This is a genomic window from Bacillus cereus group sp. BfR-BA-01347, from assembly GCF_022663835.1.
Classification (GTDB): Bacteria; Bacillota; Bacilli; order Bacillales; family Bacillaceae_G; genus Bacillus_A; species Bacillus_A thuringiensis_K.
On sequence record NZ_JAKUGG010000005.1, the window covers coordinates 159,850 to 183,784 of the forward strand.

Sequence of the window (23,935 nt, forward strand, 5' to 3'; positions counted from 1 at the left end):
CCATAAAAAATTTTTCATTTTTTCTTCAAAATAATGAAACTAAATTATAATACAAGTATGTATTAATAAAACAATAAGGGAGGTTCATAAAAATGAAAAATATTATCCCTGCACTATTAGTCTATTTTATCGTTTGCGTTATTTCCGTTATCATCCCAGCATCTGAAGGCTATAATTATGTCGGCTGGAAGTTATTTGTTGGGCAAGTGTATGCGATACCTATTTTCTTCATTACTACGATAATCACATTTTATATAAACAAGAAAAAATCTTACGAATAAACGATTATAAGGATAGCTAACGCTATCCTTATAATCGTTTATTCGTTAATCAAAACTTTATATCCTTTCTTCTAAAAAGTTAAACGCAACATCTGTATTTCAGCGTTTAAACGCAGTTCCTCCGAAATCCAGCTCTCTAATTTTGAAACAGATGCAATATTTTTTCAAAAAGCCCCTGTAATTTACTTTTCAATACTTCCATATCATTAAGCATACACAATGCGACTGTTTAAAAGTTAAAAATTTCTGCTTATTATAAATAAAAAAGGACAAGTAGCCAATCTGACTACTTGTCCTTACTGTTCATCTGTACGCAATACGATTAAGCTTGGAATGCTTCTGTTAATACTGGTACGATTTGTTTTTTACGAGATACAACACCTTTTAAAGTAGCTGTATTGTTTTCTAGTGATACGTTGTATGCTTTCTCAACAACGTTTGCTGCTTTACCGATCGCAAGACCGACAGAATCGTTAGTTAAGATATCAGTTACAACGAATAAGAATAGGTCTAAACCTTTTTCTTCTACTACTGCAGAAATTACTTTTTCAAGTTCCGCTTGGTGTACAAGAACGTCGTTTGTATCAACAGCGTTTACTTGTGCGATTTCAACTTTCGCATTACCCATTTGGAATTCTTTAGCATCAAGAGAGATTAATTGCTCCATTGTTTTTCCGCTTAAGTCAGCACCAGCTTTTAACATTTCTAAGCCGTAGTTATCTGCATCTACACCAGCGATTTCCGCTAATTCACGAGCAGCTGCTACATCTTGTTCTGTGCAAGTTGGAGATTTGAATAGTAAAGAATCTGAAATGATTGCAGATAACATTAAACCTGCAACTTCTTTACGAATTGTTACGCCATTTTCTTTGTACATTTTGTTTAAGATTGTAGCTGTACAGCCAACTGGCTCACAACGATAGTATATAGGATCGCTTGTTTCAAAGTTAGCAATACGGTGATGGTCAATAACTTCTAACACACGAACTGATTCGATATCGTTAGCACTTTGTTGACGCTCGTTATGGTCAACTAAAATAACGTTGTCCACTTCGCTTGCTACTGTCTCAACAAAACGCGGTCCTTCTACTTTAAAATAGTCTAACGCAAATTGAGTTTCACCGCTGATTTCGCCTAAACGTACAGGCTCAGCATTCATTCCTAATTCTTTTTTCAATTCTGCATAAGCAATTGCAGAACAAATTGCATCTGTATCTGGGTTTTTATGCCCGAAAACTAGTACTTTTTCCATGTTTTCCACCTCTTCATGAAAAGGATATCTTAAAGAAGCAAATATGACAATATTTAAAGCATATTTTTTTATAAATAATTGCACTTTCTCCTATATTTTTCATCATTTTCATAAAAAAAATCATCTAAAATGAATTAGATGATCGAAATGTATGTTTCAATTAAAATAATGTAGGAGCTTGCACTACATTGTTAAAAGCGAATTTTGAGGATAAGCCATTATTCAAAAGGTTTACATCTATAACTTGATAAAACGCATTTCCAGTGTCTGCAATTTCCCAAACAGCTAAAATAAGATGGTATCCACTACGGTCAGTTGGTACATTCGCTTCGTGCGTAACTGTTGTCCCTGGTCTAGCTCCACCGTCATTTTTCACATAGAATGGCACTAAATCTAAATCTGATCGCGTCAAAGGTTTATTGGGATTCCAACCTTTTTTCGTAATATAGTATTTCCACTCTTTCGTACTATGAGGAGCCGTTAGTTTCCACTTGAATGTATTCGTCCCGCCATTTAACGTAACTTTCTTCCACCTATCTACAGTTTGAACATCTAAAGCGGGAAAATGACCAGCCCCTGCAATTTGTCCATCAGAAGGTCCTAGTTGCGGAAATCCACCTATTCCTTCTACGCTTTGAGGTTCATATTGAATCGGTCCACAATTTACATTTACCCCTTGCTTACATAAATAAGATCGGCTCGCTGGTGATTCTACATATCCATGAGCTGAAGCCTTTTCTGAAAATCCAAATGTTAATAATCCCGTAAGTAATACGCCACCACTTAAAATAACTTTCTTCATCTTTTGTAAACTATTCTTTTTCATTCTTTCATCCCCTTCCCATAATAAAGCGAAAATAACTATAGTTGGCTAGTCATCTTCTCTACATTTATTATAAGACAAGAATCATTACTAAAAGAACCCTCTAAAAACTTTCTCAAATTCATTTAGTGCGTTAATTAGATTATAATTAACTATTTTAACACCGCCAGAAAAATATAGACGGTGTTAAAAATAGTCGTTTATTATTCACTTACTAATAATTAAGCACTCTCCCCGTTTGATTATAACTTAAATGTTTTTATAATAAAGAACCGTAGCATCTAACTTTCCATTCGTAGAAATTGCATACCCTGGTATTGTTCCAACTTCTTGGTAGTCTAGTGATTTGTACAATTTATTGGAAGGATCTCCTTCTCTTGTATCTAATACTAAAAGAGACCTGTTTTCTTGCTTTGCTCGTTCCTCTGCTTTTTGCATAAGCGATCGTCCAATACCGTTTCGTCTAAAGTTTGGATGAGTCATTAATTTGCAAATCTCGGCTCTATGAATTCCGTTAGGCTTAGTAACTAATTGTAATTGAATACTCCCTGCTACTTCGTTGTTTATTTTAGCCACATACAATATCACTTCTGGCGCTAATACTGTTTGCCAATACTTTGTTGCATCTTTTTGTTCCAGTGGAGGCAAAAAACCAATTGATGCCCCATCATTTACAACCATTTTCAAAAGTTTCGAAAGTTCTTCTATATCATTTTCTAGTTTCTTAATTTCTTCAATTACTAAATTCCGCATTACTTTTCCCCCTTTTGTTTCATTGTAACAATTTTTAAAGAAGGAATAATGAAATAATAAGAGGAATTTATAGTTAAGATATGATTTTTTGTGAAAGGATAACGATATGAAATATATATTAGATAGAACGTACGCAAAAGAATTACTCGAATGGGCATATGAACAAAACCCGGGCCCTTGGTTTGAACATTCACTACATGTTGCTCATGCAACTGAAAACATAATTATAGAACTTATAAAAAAAGGGTACAAGCTAGATGCTGACATAGCATATAACGCTGCCCTTTTGCATGATATCGGAAGATACAAAGGTTTTACCAAATCGGTCATTCATTCCTATGATGGTTATATGTATATGAATGATTTAGGGTATACAGGAAACGCTGTTATTTGTGTGACACACTCATTCCCATGCAAAAATGAACATATAGATATCGCAGCGGAATGGAGTCTCGTTCCTGACCATATGAGAAGCCGGTTAGTTGAAATATTAAATGAACATTGTAACTACGACTTATACAATAAAGTAATTACTCTTTGTGACGCTCTTGCTGATGCGGATGGCTTTACTACGTTGGAAAGAAGATTAATTTCTGTTGGTTTGCGTCATGGTACAACATCTCATACATCTTTACATTGGAAAGGGTTTTATGCGATTAAGAAAGAATTAGAAGCTTTAATCGGTAAGAGTATATACACAGTTCTTCCTGATGTAGAAAAATCTATTTATGAAGATATAGAATATTAAAGTAAATACAAATTGAAAACGATAAACTTTGTATGTATGTTTCTAAAAGACTCTTTCAAAAATGGAGGGATTTCTTATTAGTAAAATAGGATTTGACTTGATAAACCTTGAGGGGAATTTTGAATTTGGATATGAAGATATAAAAAAGATTTCTATAAGATGTAAATTTTCTAACTGTTCACATACAAACGAACCAAACTGCGCGGTTAAAAGAGCTATCTCTGACGGTGCTCTTTCTGAAGAAGTAGTTAACAGTTACTATAGAGATTTTAATGAGGCACATTATGTTTCTAAACAGAAAAATAAAACAAAAGCCATTGATTATATGAAGCAATTGAAGCTTTTTACAAAACCTTAAAATTAAATAAATAGTTGTTATTTCTCATTCCTACTAAATTTAAAATTCTCCCATTATTGTATAACCATAAATTGAACCCATCCTAGATAATTTTTATACTCAAATTTAATTTCACATAAAAAACGTTTTAAACATAAAGTTTAAAACGTTTTTTTATTCAATGCTTTTGATTTTTCAATTCTGTTAAACACTCTTGCACTAAAGTTACCGCTTGACTCATCGCAGCTCCGCCAGCAAATGCTGCTGAAACACCACATGCTTCTAGAATCTCTTTATCCGAACATCCTTGATCAAGACAACCTTTTGTATGATAAATTGTACAATACTCATCTTGCGTTGCTAAACTAATTCCTAATGCAATAAGTTGTTTTTCTCTTTTTGTTAAAGAACCCTCTTGAAAACAAGCTTGCGTGAACGTATTATATGTCTCAGCGATTTCAGGAATTTGATTTGTAAAACTACCTATACCTTCTTTATAATGATGTAGAATATCATTTATCGAACTATGTTGCTCATGTTCCATCTTATTCCCTCCAGTCATATTATCCATACTTATTGTAGTATGTGATGAAATGGAGGCAATATACCTTCTTTTAAATTAAGAATTTTCAATTAATTTTAGTTATAATTTTAAATTATCATCGACAATAACTTTTTCTCTAGAACTTTTTCTTTCAACCTCTTTACTTCTTTCTTCCCAAAATGTTAATCCTTCAATCCCCACATTTTTAGGATTAAATACTGGATCTTTCCCTTCTTTTTTCTGCGTTTCATAATCTTTTAACACTTTTAATGCGGTTTTACTTAAAAGTAAGATTGCGATTAAGTTTAACCATGCCATACTACCGATTCCTAAATCTCCAAGATTCCATAAAAGCGACGCTGATTCAACGCTACCGATGTAAACCATAATTAAAAATCCAAATTTTAAAACTGGTTTTAACCAGCCATACTTCAGTTGACGATCTAAATAAGTAAGTGTCGTTTCAGCGATATAGTAATAAGCGAGTAACGTTGTAAATGCAAAAAAGAAAATCGCAATTGAAATAAATATTGGACCAAACCCTGTTATCACAGTTTCAACTGCTTGTTGTGTATAAATTGGACCAGCTTCCACATTTCCTATGTTTTGTACAATGGCGGTTTTCCCTTCAGGTATAACATTATACATACCTGTTATTAAAATCATAAGAGCTGTCGCTGTACATACGACAATTGTATCGATATATACGGAAAACGCTTGAACTAATCCTTGTTTTGCGGGATGCGATACTTCAGCAGCCGCCGAACTATACGTCGCTTCTCCGACACCAGCAACGTTTGAAAATACAGCGCGTTTTACGCCCCATGCAATAGCTGCACCAACAATTCCACCAAACATTTCATTTACACCAAATGCGCTAGAGAAAATTAAAGCAAACATACTTGGAATCTCCGTTACATTCGCAATTAATATGATACATGTAACAATTACATAACCAATTGCCATAAATGGAACAAGCATTTGAGAAACGCCAGCAATTCTCTTTACACCACCAAAAATAATTGCTGCTAGTAACACGACTAAAAATATACCAGTTATATATTTGCTAATACCATTAGAGTTTTCAAATCCAACTGCGATACTACTAGATTGAATACCTGGTAATAACACGCCATATGAAAGTGTTACAACTACTGCTACAATGACTGCAAACCATTTCATTTTCAAACCTTTCTCAATGAAATATGGAGTACCGCCGCGATATTCATTCCCTACTTTACTTTTGTATACTTGAGATAATGTTGATTCTACAAACGCGCTCGCTGCCCCTAACAAAGCCATTACCCACATCCAAAATACAGCTCCAGGACCGCCGAAAGCAATTGCTGTCGCTACCCCTGCAATATTACCAATTCCAACTCTTCCTGATAAGGCTAAACAAAATGCCTGAAAAGATGATATTCCCGTCTCTGAACTCTTTCCTTCAAATAATAGTTTAATCATCTCTTTAAAATAACGGATTTGCAAAAAGCGTGTTGCAATCGTGAAATATACGCCTGCCCCTAATGCAAAAACAACTAAACCGATACCCCACACTTGCCCTACTAACCATTCTACTAAATTCTCCATCCAAATCCCCCTTATCATTCTTTGGAAAAGCAATTTTGTATATAAAAAAAACGGACAACTATTATCAAACTTTCTAGTTGTCCGCATCTTTCATTATTTCATCCCTCAATTTTTATCAGTAAAACGCCCTATTACTTTATATTTACCCAAACACTTTTCACTTCTGTATAATTATCAAGCGCATATGAACCTAATTCGCGGCCGATACCAGATTGTTTATATCCACCAAATGGTGTAGCTGCATTTTCTAAGTTATAATCATTAATCCACACTGTTCCTGCTTTTAATTTATTTGCTACTTGATGACCCGTTTTGATATTTTGCGTCCATACACCCGCAGCAAGGCCATAGGATGAGTTGTTCGCTCGTTCAATTACTTCTTCTGTCGAATCAAATGGAAGTACGACAACAACTGGTCCAAATATTTCTTCCTTAACGATTGTCATATTGTCTGTAACATCTGTGAATATAGTTGGCTTAACGAAATAACCTTTTTCAAGCGCACGTTCGCCACCAGCCGCAACTGTAGCACCTTCTTTCTTCCCTTGCTCAATATAATTTAACACACGCTCTTGTTGTTTCTTAGATACGAGTGGACCCATTTCCGTTCCTTTCTCCATACCTGCTCCAAGTTTTACGTTGTTCGCCATTTTCACAAGTGCATCTACTACAGTTTCATAATGTTTACGATGAACAAATACACGTGATCCTGCGCTACAATTTTGACCGTGGTTATACATAATACCTTGGAATGCACCATTTATCGCTTCTTCCAAGTCCGCATCTTCTAAAATGATATTTGGTGATTTTCCGCCAAGCTCTAACGTTACATGCTTAATCATTTCTGCAGATTGACGCATAATATACTTTCCTGTAACAGTAGATCCTGTAAAAGCAACTTTATCAATGTCATGATGATTTACAATTGCAGCCCCTGCTTCAGGACCAAAGCCTGATACAAAGTTTACAACGCCGTTTGGAAATCCAGCCTCTTTAAAGAGTTTCGCTGTATATAGTAAAGATAAAGGCGTTTGCTCTGCTGGCTTTAATACAATCGTACAACCTGTCGCCAGTGCAGCTCCCATTTTCCAAGAAGACATAACAAGCGGAAAATTCCACGGAATAATTTGTCCTACAACACCAACAGGTTCATGTCTCGTATAATTCAAGTAATCTTTTGAAATCGGGATTGTTTGCCCAATAATTTTTGTAGCCCATCCTGCGTAATAACGATAATTTTCTACAGTCGCTGAAATATCATCATCAAGTGCTACTTGATATGGCTTTCCATTATCTAAAGCTTCTAGTTGCGCTAATTCTTCTCTATGTTCTTCAATTAAATCTGCTAATTTATAAATAAGATGCGCTCTTTCAGCAGTAGTCATTTCTGCCCACGGGCCAGATTCAAATGCAGATCTTGCCGCTTTTACTGCAGCATCAATATCCTCTTCTTGCGCTTCACATACGACTGCTAGAACCTCTTCTGTTGCTGGATTGTACGTTTCAAACGTCTTTCCGCCAATAGCAGAAACAAATTCGCCATTAATAAACATTTTAATTTCTTCATTTAAAAACGCTTCCACTTTTGGTTTCAGCTCAATATTTGTCTTTAACATTATGTTCTCCTCCTTATTTAAACAGCTGCATGAGCTGCAATATTTGATAAAATCGTTTGAAGCTTTTGATCTTCTTCTACAGTTAACCCTAGTCTTGGATAGCGAGAAGGTCCTCCCGCTTGCCCATGTAATTCCATAGAACGTTTAACGATTTGAACATATTTCCCTGATCCTTCAAGAAACTCGCAAAGTGGTAAAATAGCATCGTTTATTTCCCACGCCTTTTCTAATTCACCATTTTGAAAATGCTCATACATTTTTGTAACGAGACCGGGAACGATATTTCCTGCTACTGAAACCCATCCCGAGGCACCAACTAAATATGATTCCATAACTAAATCTTCAGAACCACAGAAGACTTGGAAAGCCCCTTCACTTTGTCTTACTAAATCTCTCGCTTTTCGAATATCTCCGCTAGATTCTTTAATATGTGTAACATTTTCACACTCTTTTCCAATACGGAGCATTAGCTCTGTACTCATATCAACACCAGAAGTAAATGGATTATTGTATAACATAATTGGTATATTTACAGAGTTTGAGATTTCTTTAAAATGAAAATAAATCTCCTCTTCCTTCGGTTTACAATAGTAAGAGTTTATAATTAATACACAATCCGCTCCGTGCGCTTCTGCATGTTTCGTATATTCAATTGTTTCTTTCGTCGTCTCTGCTGCAGTTCCAACAATAACTGGAATACGGCCATCAATTTCTTTCAACACGGTTGCTACCATTTTAAATCGTTCTTCTTTTGATAAACTTACAAATTCTCCTGTACTTCCATTAATGATGATACCTGCAACGTTTTGTTCGATAAAGTAATTTACATTTTGCTTTACCCCATCCCAATTAATTTCCTGAAATTCATCCATCGGTGTTATTAATACTGGAAATGCCCCTTTAATTTTTTGCATATTTATCTCTCCCTATCACATTTTATTTTAATAAGAAACCTGCCGGAAACGGATCCGTAGGGTCTAATAGAAACGTCTGCATCCCTGTAATAAACCCTCTACTTTCAAAACGGAAAATGTATCCTAGTTCCTCCTTCTTCACTTTCTCCACAGTTATAAAACTATTAAATATACTTTCATTTTTAAAAGGTTTATCCGCCATATAATCATTTTTAAATAACGCATGAACATAGGAAACAATAGTAGAAACAAAACCTGGCGAACGTACGATAAAGTTATCTTCATGAAATGTAATCGATTTTATATGGTTCTTTTCTTTTTGCGAAGGATCTACTAAAATAAGCCTTTTTATTAGCGACTGTTTTTGTATAGCCTGCAGTGTAGCTTCTCCCCATCTTTTCAATTCAGAAATGTTTTCCATGCGAATTTCTGGCGAATACGCACCTTTTTCTACAACTGCATATACTTTATCTGCTTGTATAAGAGAATAACTTACATTACCAACCTGTAAATTTTTCTCAATCATATAGCATAGTTTGCTTTCAAACGAAACCGATATAACTTCATCATTCTCTACATACGCATGAACTAAAAATATTCCACATAACGTTTCAATTTTGTATTGATTGGACTCTCTCTTTTTTAAATACCCACTTTCGAGTAACATCGTTATTACTGCAACAATGCCTCCATAATGAAGCGGAATCGAACCTTCATGATTAAAAAATAATACAGCTGCATCCACTTCATTATAGATAGATGGAACGACAATACACCCATTCAAACCGATAAAACCACGTGGTTCATTTAATAAAAGCTTCATCTCTTCTGCTAATTCACCTGAAAATTGTTCATTTAATTGCTCCAAACTGTAGTAGTATTTGCATGGTACGTCTTTCATTACACGAAATGCCTCGCCATTTACATGTACGTCTACTGCTGTATACATTTTTTGAATGTTCATTTTATATCCTCCGTTTCATGTTCCATCGGCGGAATTAGCAAAAATCCTTCTTTAAGTGGATCCATTTCATTGTAAAAAAATCTATGCATACCCATAAGCCAAGCTGATCCCGTAATTTTCGTTATGACAGCTTCAATATTTTCAACATGTGTCGTATTCATGACATATCCTTTAAATAAAGAACCAACGATACTCTCATGAATGAACTCTTCACCAATTTCGATTTCTTTCTGAGCGTATAATACAGCTAGCTTCGCAGATGTTCCTGTACCGCATGGAGATCGATCTATTCCGCCTGGTGGTACAACAACTGTATTTTTCACATGCGCACATTCATGAGTAGGATCTGTATAAAATTCAACATGTGTTAATCCTCTTATAAACGAATACTCTGGATGAGTGATTTCAAACTTCTCATTAATTGTGTTCCTTATATGAATCGCCTTATCGATGATTGTAGATGCATTTTCTGGTACTAATTCTAGATCTACTGATTTCGCATCAATAATGGCATAAAAATTCCCTCCATACGCAATATCAGCCTCTATAGTTCCAATGTCTTTCACTTGTACAGTAATATTTTTCAATAAAAAAGCTGGTATGTTACAGAAAGATACTTCTTTTGCTTTTCCATCTTGAACAGCAATATCTACTTCAACTAAGCCAGCCGGTGTATCTAGTTTTAAAGAAGTAATCGGTTCAACTACCGGAATTAAACCTGATTCAACTAACGCTGTACATACACCGATTGTATCGTGACCACACATCGGTAAATATCCACCTGTCTCTATGTATATAACACCTATATCAGCCTCAGGATGACACGGGTCTGTTAATAATGCTCCTGACATTACATCATGACCACGCGGTTCATTCATTAACAATTTTCGAATCCAATCATACTCCTTTTTCATATGTAACATCTTCTCTACCATCGTCTCTCCAATCAACTTTGGAAGTCCACTAATTAATGTCCTCGTTGGATTCCCACCTGTGTGTGTATCAATCGTCGTAAAGGCTCTTTGTGACCTCATCCGTTTAACACCCTTTCTGTAAAACGACTCAAACGAAGTGGTTCAATAGGAATAATTGTCTCTTTTTCATTTAATAACTCTTCAATTACTTTTCCAGTAACTGCTGCAAGACTAATCCCATCACCTTCATGTCCAGCGGCAATGAAATAATTCGGAATATGTTCCACTCGTGAAATAATCGGTAAATGATCTTCCGTCCACGGACGTAAACCAGCGTAAGAACGAATTACCATCATATCTGCCATTTTCGGATAAAAACGAATTGCTCTATTTGCGATACATTTAATGACTTCATTATTTATCCTCGTATGAAATCCTACAAATTCACGACTACTACCAATTAAGAAATTTTGACTTTCAGTAGGCTCAAATACGAGCGCAACCCCGTATTTTTCAGTTAAAGCATCCACTTTTCGTTTTCCGCCAAATTTAGAAATTAAATAACCGAATTCCATTACTTTACGGCATCCTACGTGTTGTTGCCTTGAAGCTACAATAATATGCCCTTTTCTCGGTTCAATTGGTATATTTATATTTAACATCTGACCAATCTTAGGAGCCCACACACCGGCTGCATTTACAACTTGTTGTGCTGTAAAAGTTCCATTCGTAGTTTCTACAACAAATGAACCATCCGTCTCTATTTCCATACTCTTTACTTCCGTCTGCTTAAAAGCTTTTGCGCCAAACTTTTGTGCCTCTGACACAAGCGAGAAAGCAAGGAGATATGGATTCACAGTTGAATCCGTCGCACATTCTAAACCACCTAATAAATCATCAGCAAAAAAAGGCGACTCTTCCCTTATATCTTGCCTATCAAGCATTCGAAACGGTAATCCAGCTTCTTTTTGCCGATTTACCCATTGCTGCGCAGCTTCCATCTCTTCGTCTGACTCACATACGAGAATACTTCCTGGTGCCCTATATTCAAATGAATGCTCTAATTCTTCACTTAAATCAGTTACTAATTTTTGACTTACTAAAGACATTTGACTATCAAATCCCGGGTCTTTATCAATGGCCAAAATATTCCCATCACACCGTGAAGACGTCCCGCTGACAAATTCCCCTTTTTCAATGATTGTTACGTCTCTTCCGTATTTTGAAGTGTAATAAGCGATAGAACACCCTATTATTCCACCACCTATAATTAAAACGTCGCAGTGCCTCACAATATACTCCTCCTTTCCTAGCCCTCTCACTTTCTTTTCATGCAATTGACGTGCCAATTCTGTACATATACAATTTTTATAAATAATATTTTTATTTGTAAAAATATTTTAAATTTATAGTAAATAGGTGTATTATTTTTTTATCACTGTCAAAATTTTTATACATAACAGGAGGACATTATGGAATTTTCATTTCCGACTATACAAGAATTTTTGGAAAGCGTTTTAATCAATCATACATGTTGCCTTGATCGCATTAAGAAAATAAACGAAAGGTTTTATTATCTCCCTTCTACTACAGAAGAATATAATTGCGCAATTATTTATGTAGATGACTCATTCACTGCATTAATTGACGCTTTTTCTTATGAATTAGCTGTTATCATCCTTAACGAAAACGATGAGCCGATATGCTGTATAACTTCTCAGCAAATGATTCCATTTCTTTATAAGTCCTACAATGAACTACAGTCATTTTATGACACTGTAATACAAACAACTGACTCTTCTGTTACAGTAATTGATAGTAAAGAATGCGTTCGAACTTGGACAGATGGTGCTGAAAAAATATTTTCAGTCAACCATAATGAGATTATTGGGCAACCGATTACTCGTTTTTTTGATTATAAAGACTTGGAAATTTTACAATCTTTACATGATGGAAAAAGCATAGTCGCTCAGTTCCATCAGCCTCGCCCCGATTTATTCGTATTAATTAATTCAAATCCAGTTTATTGTAATGATGAAATTATAGGAGCAGTCGTTTCAGAAACAGATGTTACAAATCAAGTCGCTTTAAATGAAAAACTATTTAATATGTCACATGAAATGCACCGTTTAGAACAAGAAGTGGCAAAGTATAAAGATGAATCCGATCCATTCCTTGCGATGAATGGAAAAAGTCCTGTTATACAAAGAACGATACAATTAGCTAGAAAAGTTTGTTCGGTGAAATCAACTGTTTTAATACTTGGGGAAAGCGGAGTTGGAAAAGAAGTATTTGCGAAAGCAATTCATGAAGCAAGTGAAGCAGCGAAGGCGCCTTTCATTTCGATTAACTGCGGGGCAATTCCAGAAGCATTATTTGAAAGTGAATTATTCGGTTACGAGCGTGGGGCGTTTTCTGGAGCAAATAGTAAAGGAAAAAAAGGTAAAATTGAACTCGCGCAAGGCGGTACTTTATTTCTTGATGAAATAGGTGAAATGCCACTTGATATGCAAGTAAAACTGTTACGTGTACTGCAAGAGCGAAAGTATTACCGAGTTGGTGGTGAAAAAGAAATTAATATTGATTTCCGTATTATCGCTGCTACAAATCGTGATTTACAAGAAGAAATGATAAAAGGAACTTTCCGAGAAGATTTATATTACCGCTTAAATGTAGTTAGCTTGCAGATTCCACCGCTGCGCGAAAGACGCGAGGATATTATTGAATTAACCTATTCTTTCTTAAACGATTTTTCAATCAACTATAACAGACCAATTCGTGACTTACCTTCAAGCATTATGCATGAACTGCTTCATTACAATTGGCCAGGTAATATTCGCGAACTTCGAAACGTTGTTGAGCGGCTTGTGGTATTCGCAACAGACGGAATTATAAAACAAGAATATTTACCATTTCATACGACTGAAACTTTAGACAACCATACAGCCCATTCCCTATTACTCAGCAACAATAATACAATCCTTTCTTTACAAGAAGAGATGGATGAGCATGAGAAAAAAGTTATTGAAAGGGCTTTACGAATTTTAAATGGGAATAAATTAGAATGCGCAAAACAACTTGGTGTAACAAGGGCTACTTTATATAACCGTTTAAAGAAACTTGGACTTCAATAAAGAATCAGTATGCACCGATCAGGCGTTTACAGGTAGCCCTCTCTCCCTCCTCTATATTGGCATGATTTTTGCATATATAATTTATGAAAACCGAACTAGAGGAGGAATACATATGACAAATAAAAACAACTTAATCGTTTGTCGTTGTGAAGAGGTTACATATGGGCAACTTCAATCGACAATTGCTGAATATAACTGCTCGGCAAGAGAATTAAAACTAAGAACACGTGCTGGCATGGGATTTTGCGGTGGTCGCACATGCAGAATAATGATAGATCGAATGATTGAAAATGCGAATCCTGACGTAACTCTTAATGAACTACCGTTAAAATATCAACCACCAATACGTGCAGTTACTTTTGGATCGGTAGGTGAAAGTAAATGAGTAGAATTACACATCACCCTATTTTAGGTACTTTACAAAGTAGTGAGCGTATTACCTTTCAATTTAACGGTCATCAATACGGAGCATATGAACATGAAACGATAGCTGCTGCCCTGTTAGCAAATGGAATAAGGACATTAAGAGTTCATGAAGATAGCGGAACACCGCGAGGTATTTATTGTAATATCGGGCACTGTTCCGAATGCCGCATGACAGTAAATAATCAAACAAATGTACGCGCATGCTTAACTGTTGTAGAAGAAAACATGGTTGTTGAAAGCGGGAAACAGCATCCGAATATCGTGAGAGAGATGGTGAAAAAACGATGAGTGATGTAATTATTATTGGTGCAGGGCCAGCGGGATTATCTGCTTCTATTTCTTGTGCTCGTTTCGGACTAAAAGTGCTCGTTATTGATGAATTTATGAAGCCGGGCGGGAGATTGTTAGGACAGTTGCATCAAGAGCCTACTGGAGAATGGTGGAACGGAATAAAAGAATCGAAGCGACTTCATGAAGAAGCAGAATCACTTTCAGTACATATCAGGTGCGGTGTTTCGGTCTATAATTTAGATAGAGATGAAAACAATTGGTTTGTACATACTAATATCGGTACGTTAGAAGCACCTTTCGTACTACTTGCTACTGGAGCTGCGGAATATTCTATTCCCCTTCCTGGCTGGACACTTCCAGGAGTGATGTCAATTGGAGCAGCTCAAGTTATGACAAATGTTCATCGCGTGCAAGTTGGAAAAAAAGGAATTATTATTGGTGCTAACATTTTGTCTTTCGCCATTTTAAGTGAATTGCAATTAGCGGGAATTACAGTAGATCATATTGTACTCCCTGAGAAAAGCGAGTTAAGTCAAAAAGCTGGTGAACCTGAAGAAGTTTTAAACTCTCTTTTAAATGTAGCTCACCTCGCTCCTTCTGCTTTCTTACGAATAGGTAGTCACTTTATGAAATTTGATTGGATTCGAAAAGCTGGATTAACATTCTATCCAAACAACGGAATGAAAATAAACGGAACGCCACTTCACCTTCGGAAAGCAGCTCTTGAAATTATCGGAACAGATCAAGTTGAAGGTGTACGTATTGCTAATATTGACTCTAAAGGAAAGGTTATCAATGGAACAGAGAAAATATATGAAGCAGATTTTGTATGTATTGCCGGGGGATTATACCCACTTGCCGAACTTGCAGCTGTAGCTGGTTGTCCCTTCCATTACATTTCAGAATTAGGCGGACACGTTCCTCTCCATTCCGAAACAATGGAAACCCCTCTTCCCGGTTTATTAGTAGCCGGCAATATTACAGGCATTGAAAGCGGAAAAATTGCGATGGCGCAAGGAACAGTTGCAGGTCTATCTATTGCTAAATATGCAAGCAAAAAACGTGATATAGTCGACCAACAATTATCTCACGCCATTCAAAACGTTCACTTTGTTCGTCAGAAATCTGCAATTCAGTTTAATCCGATGGTAGATATCGGTAGACGAAAAATGAATGAAATTTGGCGTGATTACTCATCTACATATGCACATACTAAAAAGAGCTGCTGAGATTATTCTCAACAGCTCTCTTCTCTACTCATCTGAGTTATTAAATTTCGCTAATGCGTAAATACCTTCTTCGTCATCTAATTCAAGTTGTAATCTCGCTGCGAATGAATTGACATTATATTCTCTGTCAAGCAATAAGCGTAAAGCTTCGATTAAGTTTGCTTGAATTAAAATTTGCTGGCGACCATTTACCTCTACTTCCGCAGAGAAACCGTAGTCGTCATCATACATGAGTTCAACTAATACTTCTTCTGGACCCACTTGTCTTTTTTCAGCGATATATATACAAAGCGCATTTATAAGCTCTTGTTCAGAAATTTTTATTGTTTCCATGCTACTTCATCTGCCTTCTTCTTACATTGGTCTTTGAAGTATTTAAATGCACGAACTGCTAACATTACGATACCAGCCATTACTAACATATTTACCATAAACGCTAATACAGAACCAAGAGCTCCCATATTTGCAAATAAGCTACCCATTAGTAAACCACCAAGACCACCTAGTAATAAACCTTTCATAAAGCTTCCTTTATTACTTTTTGGTGCCGTGTTTGTTGCTTTCGTTTTTGAATCTGGAGTCATTTTTTGGGAATTTACATTTGAGTCTTTTTTGTTTAAATCAACTTTTGACTTTTGACCTGAACTTGGTGTAAATGATTTTTTACCAGATTTGTAACTTTTCGCTGCTGCATGATCTACGAACATAAAGCTGCTAGCCCCAAAGATAACCATGAATGCTGTCATTACTGCTACAAGTTTTTTCAACATATTATATCCATTCTCCTTTTATATAGATATATGTGAAATCTATCTTTCTAGTAAATTCAGAATGATAGATTTGTTTTTAAGAACATTTTAAAGGTTCTTATGAACTTATTATATGAACTTTTGTCGAAATATGCAAGTATTATTTACTTTCAACAGTTTGGTCACAAAGGAAAAATTAAGCAAAACAGAATTGACTTTAAATGAAACAAAACATATTATAAGTTCATAAGAACTTTTTATTATTTTGGAGGTGAAAAGATGGAAACATTTCATCTCACACGAAACGAAATGGCTACCCTTCTTCTATCACTAAGAGGATGGAATACGAAAAAGCCTCTCGGTATTTTACAAGAAGCTTGGGCAAAGTCACATAAAAAAGATATTGAAAGCGGACAAAGCGTTACAGCTTTTATTACTACCGCACTTTCACCTATTTTTGAAAAGCTGATTAAAATTGACGATACTGATGTCGGTTTTTCTTTAAATGAAATAGTTGCGCTTGGCAATCAGATTGAAAACACAAGTTTCTCTGTAACTGCTATGCAAAACTGGGTGAAACGAGATATAAAAGAAATGATTGGCTCTCCTCAAAAAGGGAAAAAATATTCAATTGAACAAGCAGCCTTACTATTTATTGTCGAAGATTTAAAAACAGCACTTGATTTTGAATCCATTCGTAAGCTATTACGCCTTATTGTAAATGATCCAGCTGATCGAAGTGATGATTTAATCAATCCTGTTCATTTATATGTAGCATACTCTTCTTTATTTGAAGAACTCAATCAAGGGAATTGCTTACAATTAAATGCAACAGATACCGTTCATACAATTGAAAACATCGTAAAAGAAAAAGCTGATAAAATCGCAAGTAAGTTCGATCAAATTAATAACGAACAACGCGAAGCAATTCGTAACGCTATTATTATTGCGACCCTTTCTGTACATACCGCTTATGTACAAATGTTAGCAAAGCGTTACGTAACAGCAACTTTATTTTTACAGAACTTAGATGTGAAGCCTTAAAAAATAGGAGCAGAAATGCTTCTATTTTTTTACAACGAAAACAAGCAACCATCTGTTCCAAATATACAACAAATGCTTGCTTGATTTATTTAAATTTAAGTTTCATATAAAACCGTAGTATTACGCATATCTATAAGTAGTGTCATTTAAGGTTCCATATATCCCCCTAACCCTCATTACATTCAGAATTAACTGTTTTTTACCGTGCTATTTTCTCATTCTTAATTCTATGCATATCATACACTTTCACTTCATTCTCTATATATGATTTTACTTTTTTAAATCCAGCTTTCTCATAACAACGAATTGCCCTTTTGTTGTCTTCTCTTACCTGTAATACAACTGCTTGTATATCGGAATCTAAAAACGATTTACTTATGAAATACTTTGTAATTTCTGTTCCAAGTCCTTTTGAATATAAATTCGAAACGCCAATAAGAATAGAGTATTCCATCACATAGGTATCATCATATTTCGTCTTTTTTAATCCGACTCTTCCTATTACTTCATCTCTCACTATTATTACATGATAACTTGCATAAGACCGCGCTAATTTTTCAGTCCAATACTCCCGAAGTTCTTCTATTGTATATCGCTTAAATGGTTTCACATCTGCTATGTTATGTAATTCTTCATCGTTATACCATTCTAATATAATTGATAAATCATCTAATTCTAGAAGACGTTCTTTCCAGTTCACATTTCCACCCCATCTATTTTATGTTTTCAAACCACTTTAAAAAGAATAGGCATATTCTTTTTTAGGCAATTTTACTATCTTTTGAATGAAATTTGATTTCTCTAAAATATCCTCTAACTGCCCCTCACTATAAACGTAAATACTCCCTACATATGAACTGTACGCCTTTTTCTCAGTTATTATCGTTAAATTGTTATTTTCCTTTTTAAAATCACCCTCCACTCCTTTTTGAAATGATAAACTTTTGGTTGCTGAAACATACAGTTGAATTAAAGATCCTATTTCAACATCACCTGATTTTGCAAAGCACTGTATTTCATTTAAAATCATTTCATCTTGTAACGGAAGAAAGTCTTCTACTTCTAACTTCTCTCCTTTATGAAAGAAGTTTTGAAGTTCAGGAGTATAGAACGAAAGATTTTTCTCCTCTATCATTTTAAAAATTGTTTGCAGCAATATGTCTTTTCCTATCACAAACGGGTGGCCAAATCCATTATTGTAAAGCCCTTCTTTCATTTTCATTAATTGTTCGATGAAGGGGATTCCCGATTCTTCAATAACAAGTTTACCGTCAATTAAACGCATGTTAGCAATCAATTCTTCTATCTGTAAACCTTCTAATTCAAGCGACGAGTAATATAAATCTCTATTCCAAAAATCTAATTGATCCATTCCTAATGAATTAAATAAGAGCTCATCTATAATTGGAAAAACTCCATCTTCTGTTAAAGCTTTCGTTACATCATCTAATAATCTAGGTGTTTGATTTAAAATCGTACGTATTTCTTCGTCCTCTTGAATGATTCGTACCGTCCACTCACTATGATCTTCACCCGATATTTGCTGAAAACAATGTGAATATGGCCCATGTCCAACATCATGTAGAAGGGCTACAGTAGATACTAGCTTTCGTTCATATTTCGATAAATGTATGTCACCAATCTCAGTAAGATGTTCTATCACTTTATTTACTAGCACATATACACCTATCGAATGTTCTTTCCTCGTATGTATTGCGTTCTCATGTAAAAAATAAGTATGTCCTTGTTGTTTAATATTCGCCAACCTTTGAAATGCTTTTGTATCTATCAATCGAAGGATATCTCTATCACGAATAGAGATTGGTCCATAAATCGGATCTGTAATATACATACGTTCTCCTCCTATTTTTGTAAATGAAAGACCTATATCATTATACTTAATTTTCAGTCTATTATCATTGATATATGAGAAATTTTTAATAATCTTTTCATTAACCCTTCATGAAAACGTAGCTTATATACTTTACTATAATACTTATGAGAGACATAAAAGAATTGAAATAGCAATCCCCTATGTAAATAAGGTATAATCTACATATAGTGAACCTTTTACGTAATTAAATAAAAGGTTCTTATACTCAAAAATTCATAAACTAGAAGGTGCAACAATGTTAAGTAGTTTTATTCATTCAGTATTAACGTTTTTTGAAGGATTAGGTTATTGGGGCATTATGCTTGGACTTATGATTGAAATTATCCCAAGTGAAATTGTCCTTGCTTATGCAGGATACTTAGTATTCAATGGAAGTATCTCATTTATAGGCGCAGTTGTATTCGGTACAATTGGCGGTGTTATTGCCCAAATCTTTATTTATTGGCTTGGACGATACGGCGGACGCCCTATATTAGAACGTTATGGAAAATATATTTTCATACATAAAAAACAAATAGATGCTGCAGAAGATTGGTTTAATCGTTACGGAACTGGCGTCATTTTTACAGCACGCTTCATTCCAGTAGTGCGTCATGCGATTTCAATTCCTGCTGGTATTACAAAAATGCCTTTACTACGTTTCACTACATTAACAGCACTTGCGATTATCCCTTGGTCTATTATTTTCATTTATTTAGGTGAAAAACTAGGTGAAAATTGGGAAAATATTAACGATATTGCTGGTCCTTATGTGAAATCATTCGCAATTGGTGGCGTCGTACTTATACTTTTATACTTCGTTATAAAAAAATGGACAAAAAAGCGTAAAAATCTTGCTTAAGAATATAACAAAAACCGCTATAAATTCATTCGGAGTTATAGCGGTTTTTTATTTATTTATATATGAATTAATCTTCAAGAATTATATAACACCTTTCCATCTACATTTACATGGATAAGCAACCGTTTGATCATTTCTTTCGTATATTATCTCAAAAAGGAGTGATTCCCCTATGCATTGGCAGCAAAAAATACTATACTTAATCGGACGCCCTATCGGTATTTCCTTCATAAATGGGCAAGGAACTTCTGGTGTATTATGTTCAGCTCATGATGGTCAATTATATGTGTATGAATACCTTTATCAAGCCCAGTTCGCAATGAAACATTATGATTATAGACAGATTCAAGATATACATGCATTCCCAAATTGTCCTCACCAAAATCCTCTATACTAAAAAAATCGGAACGGCTCATAGCCATTCCGATTTCTATACTTTATTTCTCAGAATTAAATTTCTGCACTGCTTCATCAAAATAAATCCAACCTTTCCAGCCCAAATGAATCGTATCTTTTAAGAAATACTTATCATATTCATGACCAGAGAAATCAACTACTGGATATCCTGCTTTCTCAACCTGTTCTCGAACTTTTTTATAATACACTTCACGGCGTTCTTTCGGGAATCCAGTATAATCATACCAAGGCCCATTGACAGGTACAGAAATAAAGAGTGGTTTGACATTTTTCTCTTTAAATAAATCTAAAATAATTTGTAAATCATCGTATTCTGGTGATTCATCATATGTTTCATTTGCTCTAAAGTTTTTTAAACCTTTTAGTTTTTTCTTCAGATTATTCTTATGATAATACGGATTTTCAATTCCGAATGTATTTGTAGTAGACTCTGCTTTCCCTTCTTGTTCTGCGTGTTTACGTGCGTCTTCCCAAGAAATTGAACGAAGTCCGATATTTGTTTTCTCTTTCATCGGTTCGATTTTAAATAAAGAGTTAAATAAATCTCTATGATCTAAAATATTTCGATGCATATAAGCAAGTGGTTTAACTAAACCTGCTTTTATGTTATGTTTCGTATCATTATATACAATACCTTCTAATGAATTTTTTAATATATCATCTTCTTGAACAACTTTATAATCTAATAGCCGTTTCGCGATTTGCTTCTTCATTTCTGGATTTATCTCATCATTAAAAATAAAATGATATGCTTGTTGTTTGGAGAAATTATTAGTGAAATCCCCTTGTGATACACCAGTCTTTGTAAACCATTGTGGTGAAAGAACAAAGACTACTTTTTTACCTTCTAATTCATCCATAGTAGATGTCATATTTAAAATATGAGCTAAACTTTGTGTACCGCCAGTTCCAATTAAAAACGGTGTAAAACCAGCTGGATTTACTTTGAAATAATTAGACGGATGATATGCATCCATTCGTAAAAATTCTGATGAACCGTACATCGGTAAATACTGTGAATTCTCTAACATTTTTTGCTGTAAGAAAACACTTTGTAATTTCTCTTTTTGTAAAGAAGTAGCCGCATCTTCTACCTTCTTATCACTAATAAGCGATACTAAACTTTTCGATGGGATTAGAATGATAATGAAAAAAAGCACACACGCTAAAATTATAGGACCAAAAGCATGCTTCATTTTCATCTTCTGTCCCTCTTTCTATCGTTATTAACTTGTAACCCTTGTCTTTGACACGCCATCTTTTCTCTCCTTTTTCTCTATACATGTTCCATTCTATTTGTCTATTATATACATGTATGTATTTCCTTCCTTGTTCTATTAAATCCTATAGAAATAGCGCAAGAAAATGTTTCCATAGAAACACGTTAATTATACAAGATTCTACATAAATTTCACACTGGAATTTTAGTAATAATTTTATTTTTAAGTCGTAAAAAAACATATGAAATGTCTATATTTCATTCGGAACTGTACAAAAAAACAGACTATCACATACGTGAAGTCTGTTTCCCCATTCTTTTATTTTTGTACATCTGCCCATTTTAAACTTGTAGCTGGACCAAATTGATGTACATATAAATCTTTCACATATGGTTTTTGTAAGTAAGATAATCCGCGCTGGAATACCGGTGCAATTACTGCATCATCAAGTAGCATTTTTTCAGCATCTTGCATTGCTTTCCAGCGAGCCTTTTCATCATTACCTAATTCTGTTTTAATCTTCTTAATTAACGCATCATATTCTGGGTTTGCATATTCTGTATTATTAACACTGCTTCCAGAAAGAAATACTTCTAAATAAGTCATTGGATCTGGATAATCCGGTAACCAGCGTGATAACGACATTTCATATTCTTTCTTCTTCTCAAGTGCTAATTTTTGCGTATGTGGCTGTAATTTCACATTCACTTTTAAGCCTGGTAAGTTTTTCTCAAGCTGCTCTTTAATGTACTCTCCAACTTTTTTAAAGTTTTCTAAGTCATAATTTAATAGTTCTAACGTCACTTCATTTGTACCTGTCTCTTGTTTTGCTTTCTCCCAATATTCTTTCGCTTTTTTTACATCAGTTTTATTAAACTCACCTGCCGTACTTCTAAAATCTTTCTTATCTGGGCCCTTTAAGAATCCTTTTGGTACGTAATAGTTTGCTGCAACCGACCCATCATTTAAAAATGAATCTGCGAGTCCCTTCTTATCAAAAACTGTACTTAGCGCAAGACGTGCATTTTTATTTTTAAGAATCGGTACATTTTCATTAAATCGGAAGAAGTACATAACTGGATCTGTATATTGTTTTAGCTCTTTATTATTTTTATATTTATCTACGAATTCTGTAGAAATAACAGCTCTATCAACTTTATCTGTTTCATATAAATTTACCGCAGTTGAAATTTCTTTTACAATTTGATAGTTTACTTCATCTAACTTCACTTCTTTTTTATCCCAATACTTATCGTTTTTCTTCATTGTAAAGCTAGCTTCATGCTTCCACTCTGATAATGTAAACGGTCCATTATATACCGCTTTATTTGCTTCTAATCCATATTTATCACCTTGCTCTTTCGCATATTTTTCGTTAATTGGATAGAAGGATGGTAAAATTAATAATTTCGTAAAATAAGGTACAGGATGTTCTAGCTCTACGACGAATGTTTTATCATCCTTCGCTTTTACTCCTAATTCATCTAGACCTAGTTGTTTTTTATTTATCTTCTCAGCATTTTTTACATCGTACGCAATGTATGCATATTGAGAAGCTGTATCTGGATTAATCAATTGCTTCCAAGCGTATACGTAATCATGGGCGGTTACTGGATCTCCGTTAGACCATTTCGCATCACGCAATTGGAATGTATATGTCTTTCCATCTTTACTCACTTCATATTTTTGTGCGCCTGCCTCAATTACTTCATCATTTTTCGATAGACGGAATAGTCCTTCCATTACGTTATTCAAAACGTTAAACGAGATTGCATCTGTGACTTTCACTGAGTTTAACGACGGAATTTCACCCGTTTCTAGTAACTGTAATACTTTCTTGTCATCTTTCGGCTTTGTCGTTGTTTTTTCTTTTTCGCAACCAACTAAAAATGAAGAAACGAATAGAATACTAACTAATGAGTAACGAACAACTTTTTTCATTTAAAAACCCCCT

26 protein-coding genes are annotated in these 23,935 nt (G+C 34.6%); 10 read left to right on the forward strand and 16 right to left on the reverse strand.

Annotated features, from left to right (window positions below):
• Nucleotides 1-92 precede the first annotated feature (92 nt).
• Entirely contained in the window at nucleotides 93-281 is a 189-nt protein-coding gene (locus MR143_RS10920) for a DUF4017 family protein (protein ID WP_000789486.1), read from the forward strand.
• Nucleotides 282-603: 322 nt separating this feature from the next.
• Here MR143_RS10920 and ppaC read toward each other — a convergent pair whose 3' ends face one another.
• From ppaC to MR143_RS10935, 3 genes are all read right to left on the reverse strand, one after another.
• Entirely contained in the window at nucleotides 604-1,533 is a 930-nt protein-coding gene (ppaC, locus tag MR143_RS10925; RefSeq protein ID WP_000416865.1) for a manganese-dependent inorganic pyrophosphatase, read from the reverse strand.
• Between the two features lie 160 nt (nucleotides 1,534-1,693).
• On the reverse strand, nucleotides 1,694-2,359 hold the full coding sequence (locus tag MR143_RS10930; RefSeq protein ID WP_000742278.1) for a lytic polysaccharide monooxygenase: 666 nt from the start codon (nucleotides 2,357-2,359) through the stop codon (nucleotides 1,694-1,696).
• Nucleotides 2,360-2,605: 246 nt separating this feature from the next.
• Nucleotides 2,606-3,109, reverse strand: a complete 504-nt coding sequence (locus MR143_RS10935; protein WP_001245253.1) for a GNAT family N-acetyltransferase — start codon at nucleotides 3,107-3,109, stop codon at nucleotides 2,606-2,608.
• A 106-nt stretch (nucleotides 3,110-3,215) separates the two neighbouring features.
• On the opposite strand from MR143_RS10935, the gene MR143_RS10940 reads away from it, so the two are divergent.
• Both MR143_RS10940 and MR143_RS10945 read left to right on the forward strand, forming a co-directional pair.
• Nucleotides 3,216-3,857, forward strand: coding sequence for an HD domain-containing protein (locus MR143_RS10940; RefSeq protein WP_000874109.1), 642 nt, complete (start codon nucleotides 3,216-3,218; stop codon nucleotides 3,855-3,857).
• Between the two features lie 61 nt (nucleotides 3,858-3,918).
• Entirely contained in the window at nucleotides 3,919-4,215 is a 297-nt protein-coding gene (locus MR143_RS10945; RefSeq protein ID WP_000398279.1) for a P-loop NTPase family protein, read from the forward strand.
• 157 nt (nucleotides 4,216-4,372) lie between these two features.
• Here MR143_RS10945 and MR143_RS10950 read toward each other — a convergent pair whose 3' ends face one another.
• The 7 genes from MR143_RS10950 to MR143_RS10980 all read right to left on the reverse strand — a co-directional run bounded on the left by MR143_RS10950 (nucleotide 4,373) and on the right by MR143_RS10980 (nucleotide 12,028).
• A complete protein-coding gene (locus MR143_RS10950; RefSeq protein WP_192797065.1) occupies nucleotides 4,373-4,765 on the reverse strand; it encodes a carboxymuconolactone decarboxylase family protein in 393 nt (130 codons plus the stop codon).
• Between the two features lie 72 nt (nucleotides 4,766-4,837).
• Complete coding sequence (locus tag MR143_RS10955; RefSeq protein WP_000429510.1) at nucleotides 4,838-6,328, reverse strand: alanine/glycine:cation symporter family protein; 1,491 nt, start codon at nucleotides 6,326-6,328, stop codon at nucleotides 4,838-4,840.
• A gap of 131 nt (nucleotides 6,329-6,459) precedes the next feature.
• Nucleotides 6,460-7,944 carry an aldehyde dehydrogenase family protein gene (locus MR143_RS10960; protein WP_000920987.1) on the reverse strand — a complete coding sequence of 495 codons (1,485 nt, stop codon included), beginning with the start codon at nucleotides 7,942-7,944 and terminating at the stop codon, nucleotides 6,460-6,462.
• A gap of 17 nt (nucleotides 7,945-7,961) precedes the next feature.
• Entirely contained in the window at nucleotides 7,962-8,858 is an 897-nt protein-coding gene (gene dapA / locus MR143_RS10965) for a 4-hydroxy-tetrahydrodipicolinate synthase (protein ID WP_001169462.1), read from the reverse strand.
• A gap of 22 nt (nucleotides 8,859-8,880) precedes the next feature.
• Nucleotides 8,881-9,822, reverse strand: coding sequence for a proline racemase family protein (locus MR143_RS10970; RefSeq protein WP_001025571.1), 942 nt, complete (start codon nucleotides 9,820-9,822; stop codon nucleotides 8,881-8,883).
• Nucleotides 9,819-10,856: a proline racemase family protein gene (locus MR143_RS10975; protein ID WP_001257517.1), complete on the reverse strand. Its 1,038-nt coding sequence runs from the start codon at nucleotides 10,854-10,856 to the stop codon at nucleotides 9,819-9,821. Before MR143_RS10975 ends, MR143_RS10970 begins: the two co-directional genes overlap by 4 nt.
• Nucleotides 10,853-12,028 (reverse strand): NAD(P)/FAD-dependent oxidoreductase, encoded by a 1,176-nt coding sequence (locus MR143_RS10980; protein ID WP_001215263.1) that lies wholly within the window; start codon nucleotides 12,026-12,028, stop codon nucleotides 10,853-10,855. Before MR143_RS10980 ends, MR143_RS10975 begins: the two co-directional genes overlap by 4 nt.
• 180 nt (nucleotides 12,029-12,208) lie before the next feature.
• Between MR143_RS10980 and MR143_RS10985 the strand changes: the two genes are divergently transcribed.
• The 4 genes from MR143_RS10985 to MR143_RS11000 all read left to right on the forward strand — a co-directional run bounded on the left by MR143_RS10985 (nucleotide 12,209) and on the right by MR143_RS11000 (nucleotide 15,816).
• Entirely contained in the window at nucleotides 12,209-13,870 is a 1,662-nt protein-coding gene (locus MR143_RS10985) for a sigma-54 interaction domain-containing protein (RefSeq protein ID WP_000395821.1), read from the forward strand.
• 112 nt (nucleotides 13,871-13,982) lie between these two features.
• Entirely contained in the window at nucleotides 13,983-14,255 is a 273-nt protein-coding gene (locus tag MR143_RS10990) for a (2Fe-2S)-binding protein (RefSeq protein WP_000182619.1), read from the forward strand.
• Nucleotides 14,252-14,584: a (2Fe-2S)-binding protein gene (locus MR143_RS10995; protein WP_000087067.1), complete on the forward strand. Its 333-nt coding sequence runs from the start codon at nucleotides 14,252-14,254 to the stop codon at nucleotides 14,582-14,584. The genes MR143_RS10990 and MR143_RS10995 overlap by 4 nt, the downstream gene beginning before the upstream one ends.
• On the forward strand, nucleotides 14,581-15,816 hold the full coding sequence (locus MR143_RS11000) for an NAD(P)/FAD-dependent oxidoreductase (RefSeq protein WP_001286107.1): 1,236 nt from the start codon (nucleotides 14,581-14,583) through the stop codon (nucleotides 15,814-15,816). The genes MR143_RS10995 and MR143_RS11000 overlap by 4 nt, the downstream gene beginning before the upstream one ends.
• A 24-nt stretch (nucleotides 15,817-15,840) precedes the next feature.
• Here MR143_RS11000 and MR143_RS11005 read toward each other — a convergent pair whose 3' ends face one another.
• Together MR143_RS11005 and MR143_RS11010 are read right to left on the reverse strand one after the other, a co-directional pair.
• The gene (locus tag MR143_RS11005) at nucleotides 15,841-16,149 is read right to left on the reverse strand and encodes a YxcD family protein (protein ID WP_000447750.1); all 309 of its coding nucleotides are present in this window, start codon (nucleotides 16,147-16,149) and stop codon (nucleotides 15,841-15,843) included.
• Nucleotides 16,137-16,586 (reverse strand): hypothetical protein, encoded by a 450-nt coding sequence (locus tag MR143_RS11010; RefSeq protein ID WP_242280736.1) that lies wholly within the window; start codon nucleotides 16,584-16,586, stop codon nucleotides 16,137-16,139. Before MR143_RS11010 ends, MR143_RS11005 begins: the two co-directional genes overlap by 13 nt.
• A gap of 258 nt (nucleotides 16,587-16,844) precedes the next feature.
• Here MR143_RS11010 and MR143_RS11015 point away from each other — a divergent pair, with 258 nt between their 5' ends.
• A complete protein-coding gene (locus MR143_RS11015; protein ID WP_000447231.1) occupies nucleotides 16,845-17,609 on the forward strand; it encodes a DUF1836 domain-containing protein in 765 nt (254 codons plus the stop codon).
• Nucleotides 17,610-17,808: 199 nt separating this feature from the next.
• Here MR143_RS11015 and MR143_RS11020 read toward each other — a convergent pair whose 3' ends face one another.
• On the reverse strand, nucleotides 17,809-18,309 hold the full coding sequence (locus tag MR143_RS11020; protein ID WP_001104067.1) for a GNAT family N-acetyltransferase: 501 nt from the start codon (nucleotides 18,307-18,309) through the stop codon (nucleotides 17,809-17,811).
• A gap of 36 nt (nucleotides 18,310-18,345) precedes the next feature.
• Complete coding sequence (locus MR143_RS11025; RefSeq protein WP_000275989.1) at nucleotides 18,346-19,461, reverse strand: HD domain-containing protein; 1,116 nt, start codon at nucleotides 19,459-19,461, stop codon at nucleotides 18,346-18,348.
• Between the two features lie 277 nt (nucleotides 19,462-19,738).
• Here MR143_RS11025 and uptA point away from each other — a divergent pair, with 277 nt between their 5' ends.
• Nucleotides 19,739-20,344: an undecaprenyl phosphate transporter UptA gene (gene uptA / locus MR143_RS11030; protein WP_000952913.1), complete on the forward strand. Its 606-nt coding sequence runs from the start codon at nucleotides 19,739-19,741 to the stop codon at nucleotides 20,342-20,344.
• Nucleotides 20,345-20,516: 172 nt separating this feature from the next.
• A complete protein-coding gene (locus MR143_RS11035; protein ID WP_000558686.1) occupies nucleotides 20,517-20,741 on the forward strand; it encodes a hypothetical protein in 225 nt (74 codons plus the stop codon).
• Nucleotides 20,742-20,781: 40 nt separating this feature from the next.
• Here MR143_RS11035 and dltD read toward each other — a convergent pair whose 3' ends face one another.
• A complete protein-coding gene (gene dltD, locus MR143_RS11040) occupies nucleotides 20,782-21,963 on the reverse strand; it encodes a D-alanyl-lipoteichoic acid biosynthesis protein DltD (RefSeq protein ID WP_000782300.1) in 1,182 nt (393 codons plus the stop codon).
• Between the two features lie 336 nt (nucleotides 21,964-22,299).
• Nucleotides 22,300-23,922 carry a peptide ABC transporter substrate-binding protein gene (locus MR143_RS11045; protein ID WP_000758240.1) on the reverse strand — a complete coding sequence of 541 codons (1,623 nt, stop codon included), beginning with the start codon at nucleotides 23,920-23,922 and terminating at the stop codon, nucleotides 22,300-22,302.
• Between the last annotated feature and the right edge of the window lie 13 nt (nucleotides 23,923-23,935).

Bases quoted from the DNA above. Each gene is read 5' to 3' on its own strand.
- ppaC (WP_000416865.1), bottom strand. From the start codon at position 1,533: ATGGAAAAAGTACTAGTTTTCGGGCATAAAAACCCAGATACAGATGCA.
- MR143_RS10920 (WP_000789486.1), top strand. From the start codon at position 93: ATGAAAAATATTATCCCTGCACTATTAGTCTATTTTATCGTTTGCGTT.
- MR143_RS11025 (WP_000275989.1), bottom strand. From the start codon at position 19,461: ATGTATATTACAGATCCGATTTATGGACCAATCTCTATTCGTGATAGA.
- MR143_RS10950 (WP_192797065.1), bottom strand. From the start codon at position 4,765: ATGGATAATATGACTGGAGGGAATAAGATGGAACATGAGCAACATAGT.
- uptA (WP_000952913.1), top strand. From the start codon at position 19,739: ATGTTAAGTAGTTTTATTCATTCAGTATTAACGTTTTTTGAAGGATTA.
- dltD (WP_000782300.1), bottom strand. From the start codon at position 21,963: ATGAAAATGAAGCATGCTTTTGGTCCTATAATTTTAGCGTGTGTGCTT.
- MR143_RS10960 (WP_000920987.1), bottom strand. From the start codon at position 7,944: ATGTTAAAGACAAATATTGAGCTGAAACCAAAAGTGGAAGCGTTTTTA.
- MR143_RS11015 (WP_000447231.1), top strand. From the start codon at position 16,845: ATGGAAACATTTCATCTCACACGAAACGAAATGGCTACCCTTCTTCTA.
- MR143_RS11000 (WP_001286107.1), top strand. From the start codon at position 14,581: ATGAGTGATGTAATTATTATTGGTGCAGGGCCAGCGGGATTATCTGCT.
- MR143_RS10955 (WP_000429510.1), bottom strand. From the start codon at position 6,328: ATGGAGAATTTAGTAGAATGGTTAGTAGGGCAAGTGTGGGGTATCGGT.
- MR143_RS11035 (WP_000558686.1), top strand. From the start codon at position 20,517: ATGCATTGGCAGCAAAAAATACTATACTTAATCGGACGCCCTATCGGT.
- MR143_RS10975 (WP_001257517.1), bottom strand. From the start codon at position 10,856: ATGAGGTCACAAAGAGCCTTTACGACGATTGATACACACACAGGTGGG.
- MR143_RS10990 (WP_000182619.1), top strand. From the start codon at position 13,983: ATGACAAATAAAAACAACTTAATCGTTTGTCGTTGTGAAGAGGTTACA.
- MR143_RS10945 (WP_000398279.1), top strand. From the start codon at position 3,919: ATGGAGGGATTTCTTATTAGTAAAATAGGATTTGACTTGATAAACCTT.
- MR143_RS11010 (WP_242280736.1), bottom strand. From the start codon at position 16,586: ATGTTGAAAAAACTTGTAGCAGTAATGACAGCATTCATGGTTATCTTT.
- dapA (WP_001169462.1), bottom strand. From the start codon at position 8,858: ATGCAAAAAATTAAAGGGGCATTTCCAGTATTAATAACACCGATGGAT.
- MR143_RS10930 (WP_000742278.1), bottom strand. From the start codon at position 2,359: ATGAAAAAGAATAGTTTACAAAAGATGAAGAAAGTTATTTTAAGTGGT.
- MR143_RS10985 (WP_000395821.1), top strand. From the start codon at position 12,209: ATGGAATTTTCATTTCCGACTATACAAGAATTTTTGGAAAGCGTTTTA.
- MR143_RS10995 (WP_000087067.1), top strand. From the start codon at position 14,252: ATGAGTAGAATTACACATCACCCTATTTTAGGTACTTTACAAAGTAGT.
- MR143_RS10940 (WP_000874109.1), top strand. From the start codon at position 3,216: ATGAAATATATATTAGATAGAACGTACGCAAAAGAATTACTCGAATGG.
- MR143_RS11005 (WP_000447750.1), bottom strand. From the start codon at position 16,149: ATGGAAACAATAAAAATTTCTGAACAAGAGCTTATAAATGCGCTTTGT.
- MR143_RS10970 (WP_001025571.1), bottom strand. From the start codon at position 9,822: ATGAACATTCAAAAAATGTATACAGCAGTAGACGTACATGTAAATGGC.
- MR143_RS10935 (WP_001245253.1), bottom strand. From the start codon at position 3,109: ATGCGGAATTTAGTAATTGAAGAAATTAAGAAACTAGAAAATGATATA.
- MR143_RS11045 (WP_000758240.1), bottom strand. From the start codon at position 23,922: ATGAAAAAAGTTGTTCGTTACTCATTAGTTAGTATTCTATTCGTTTCT.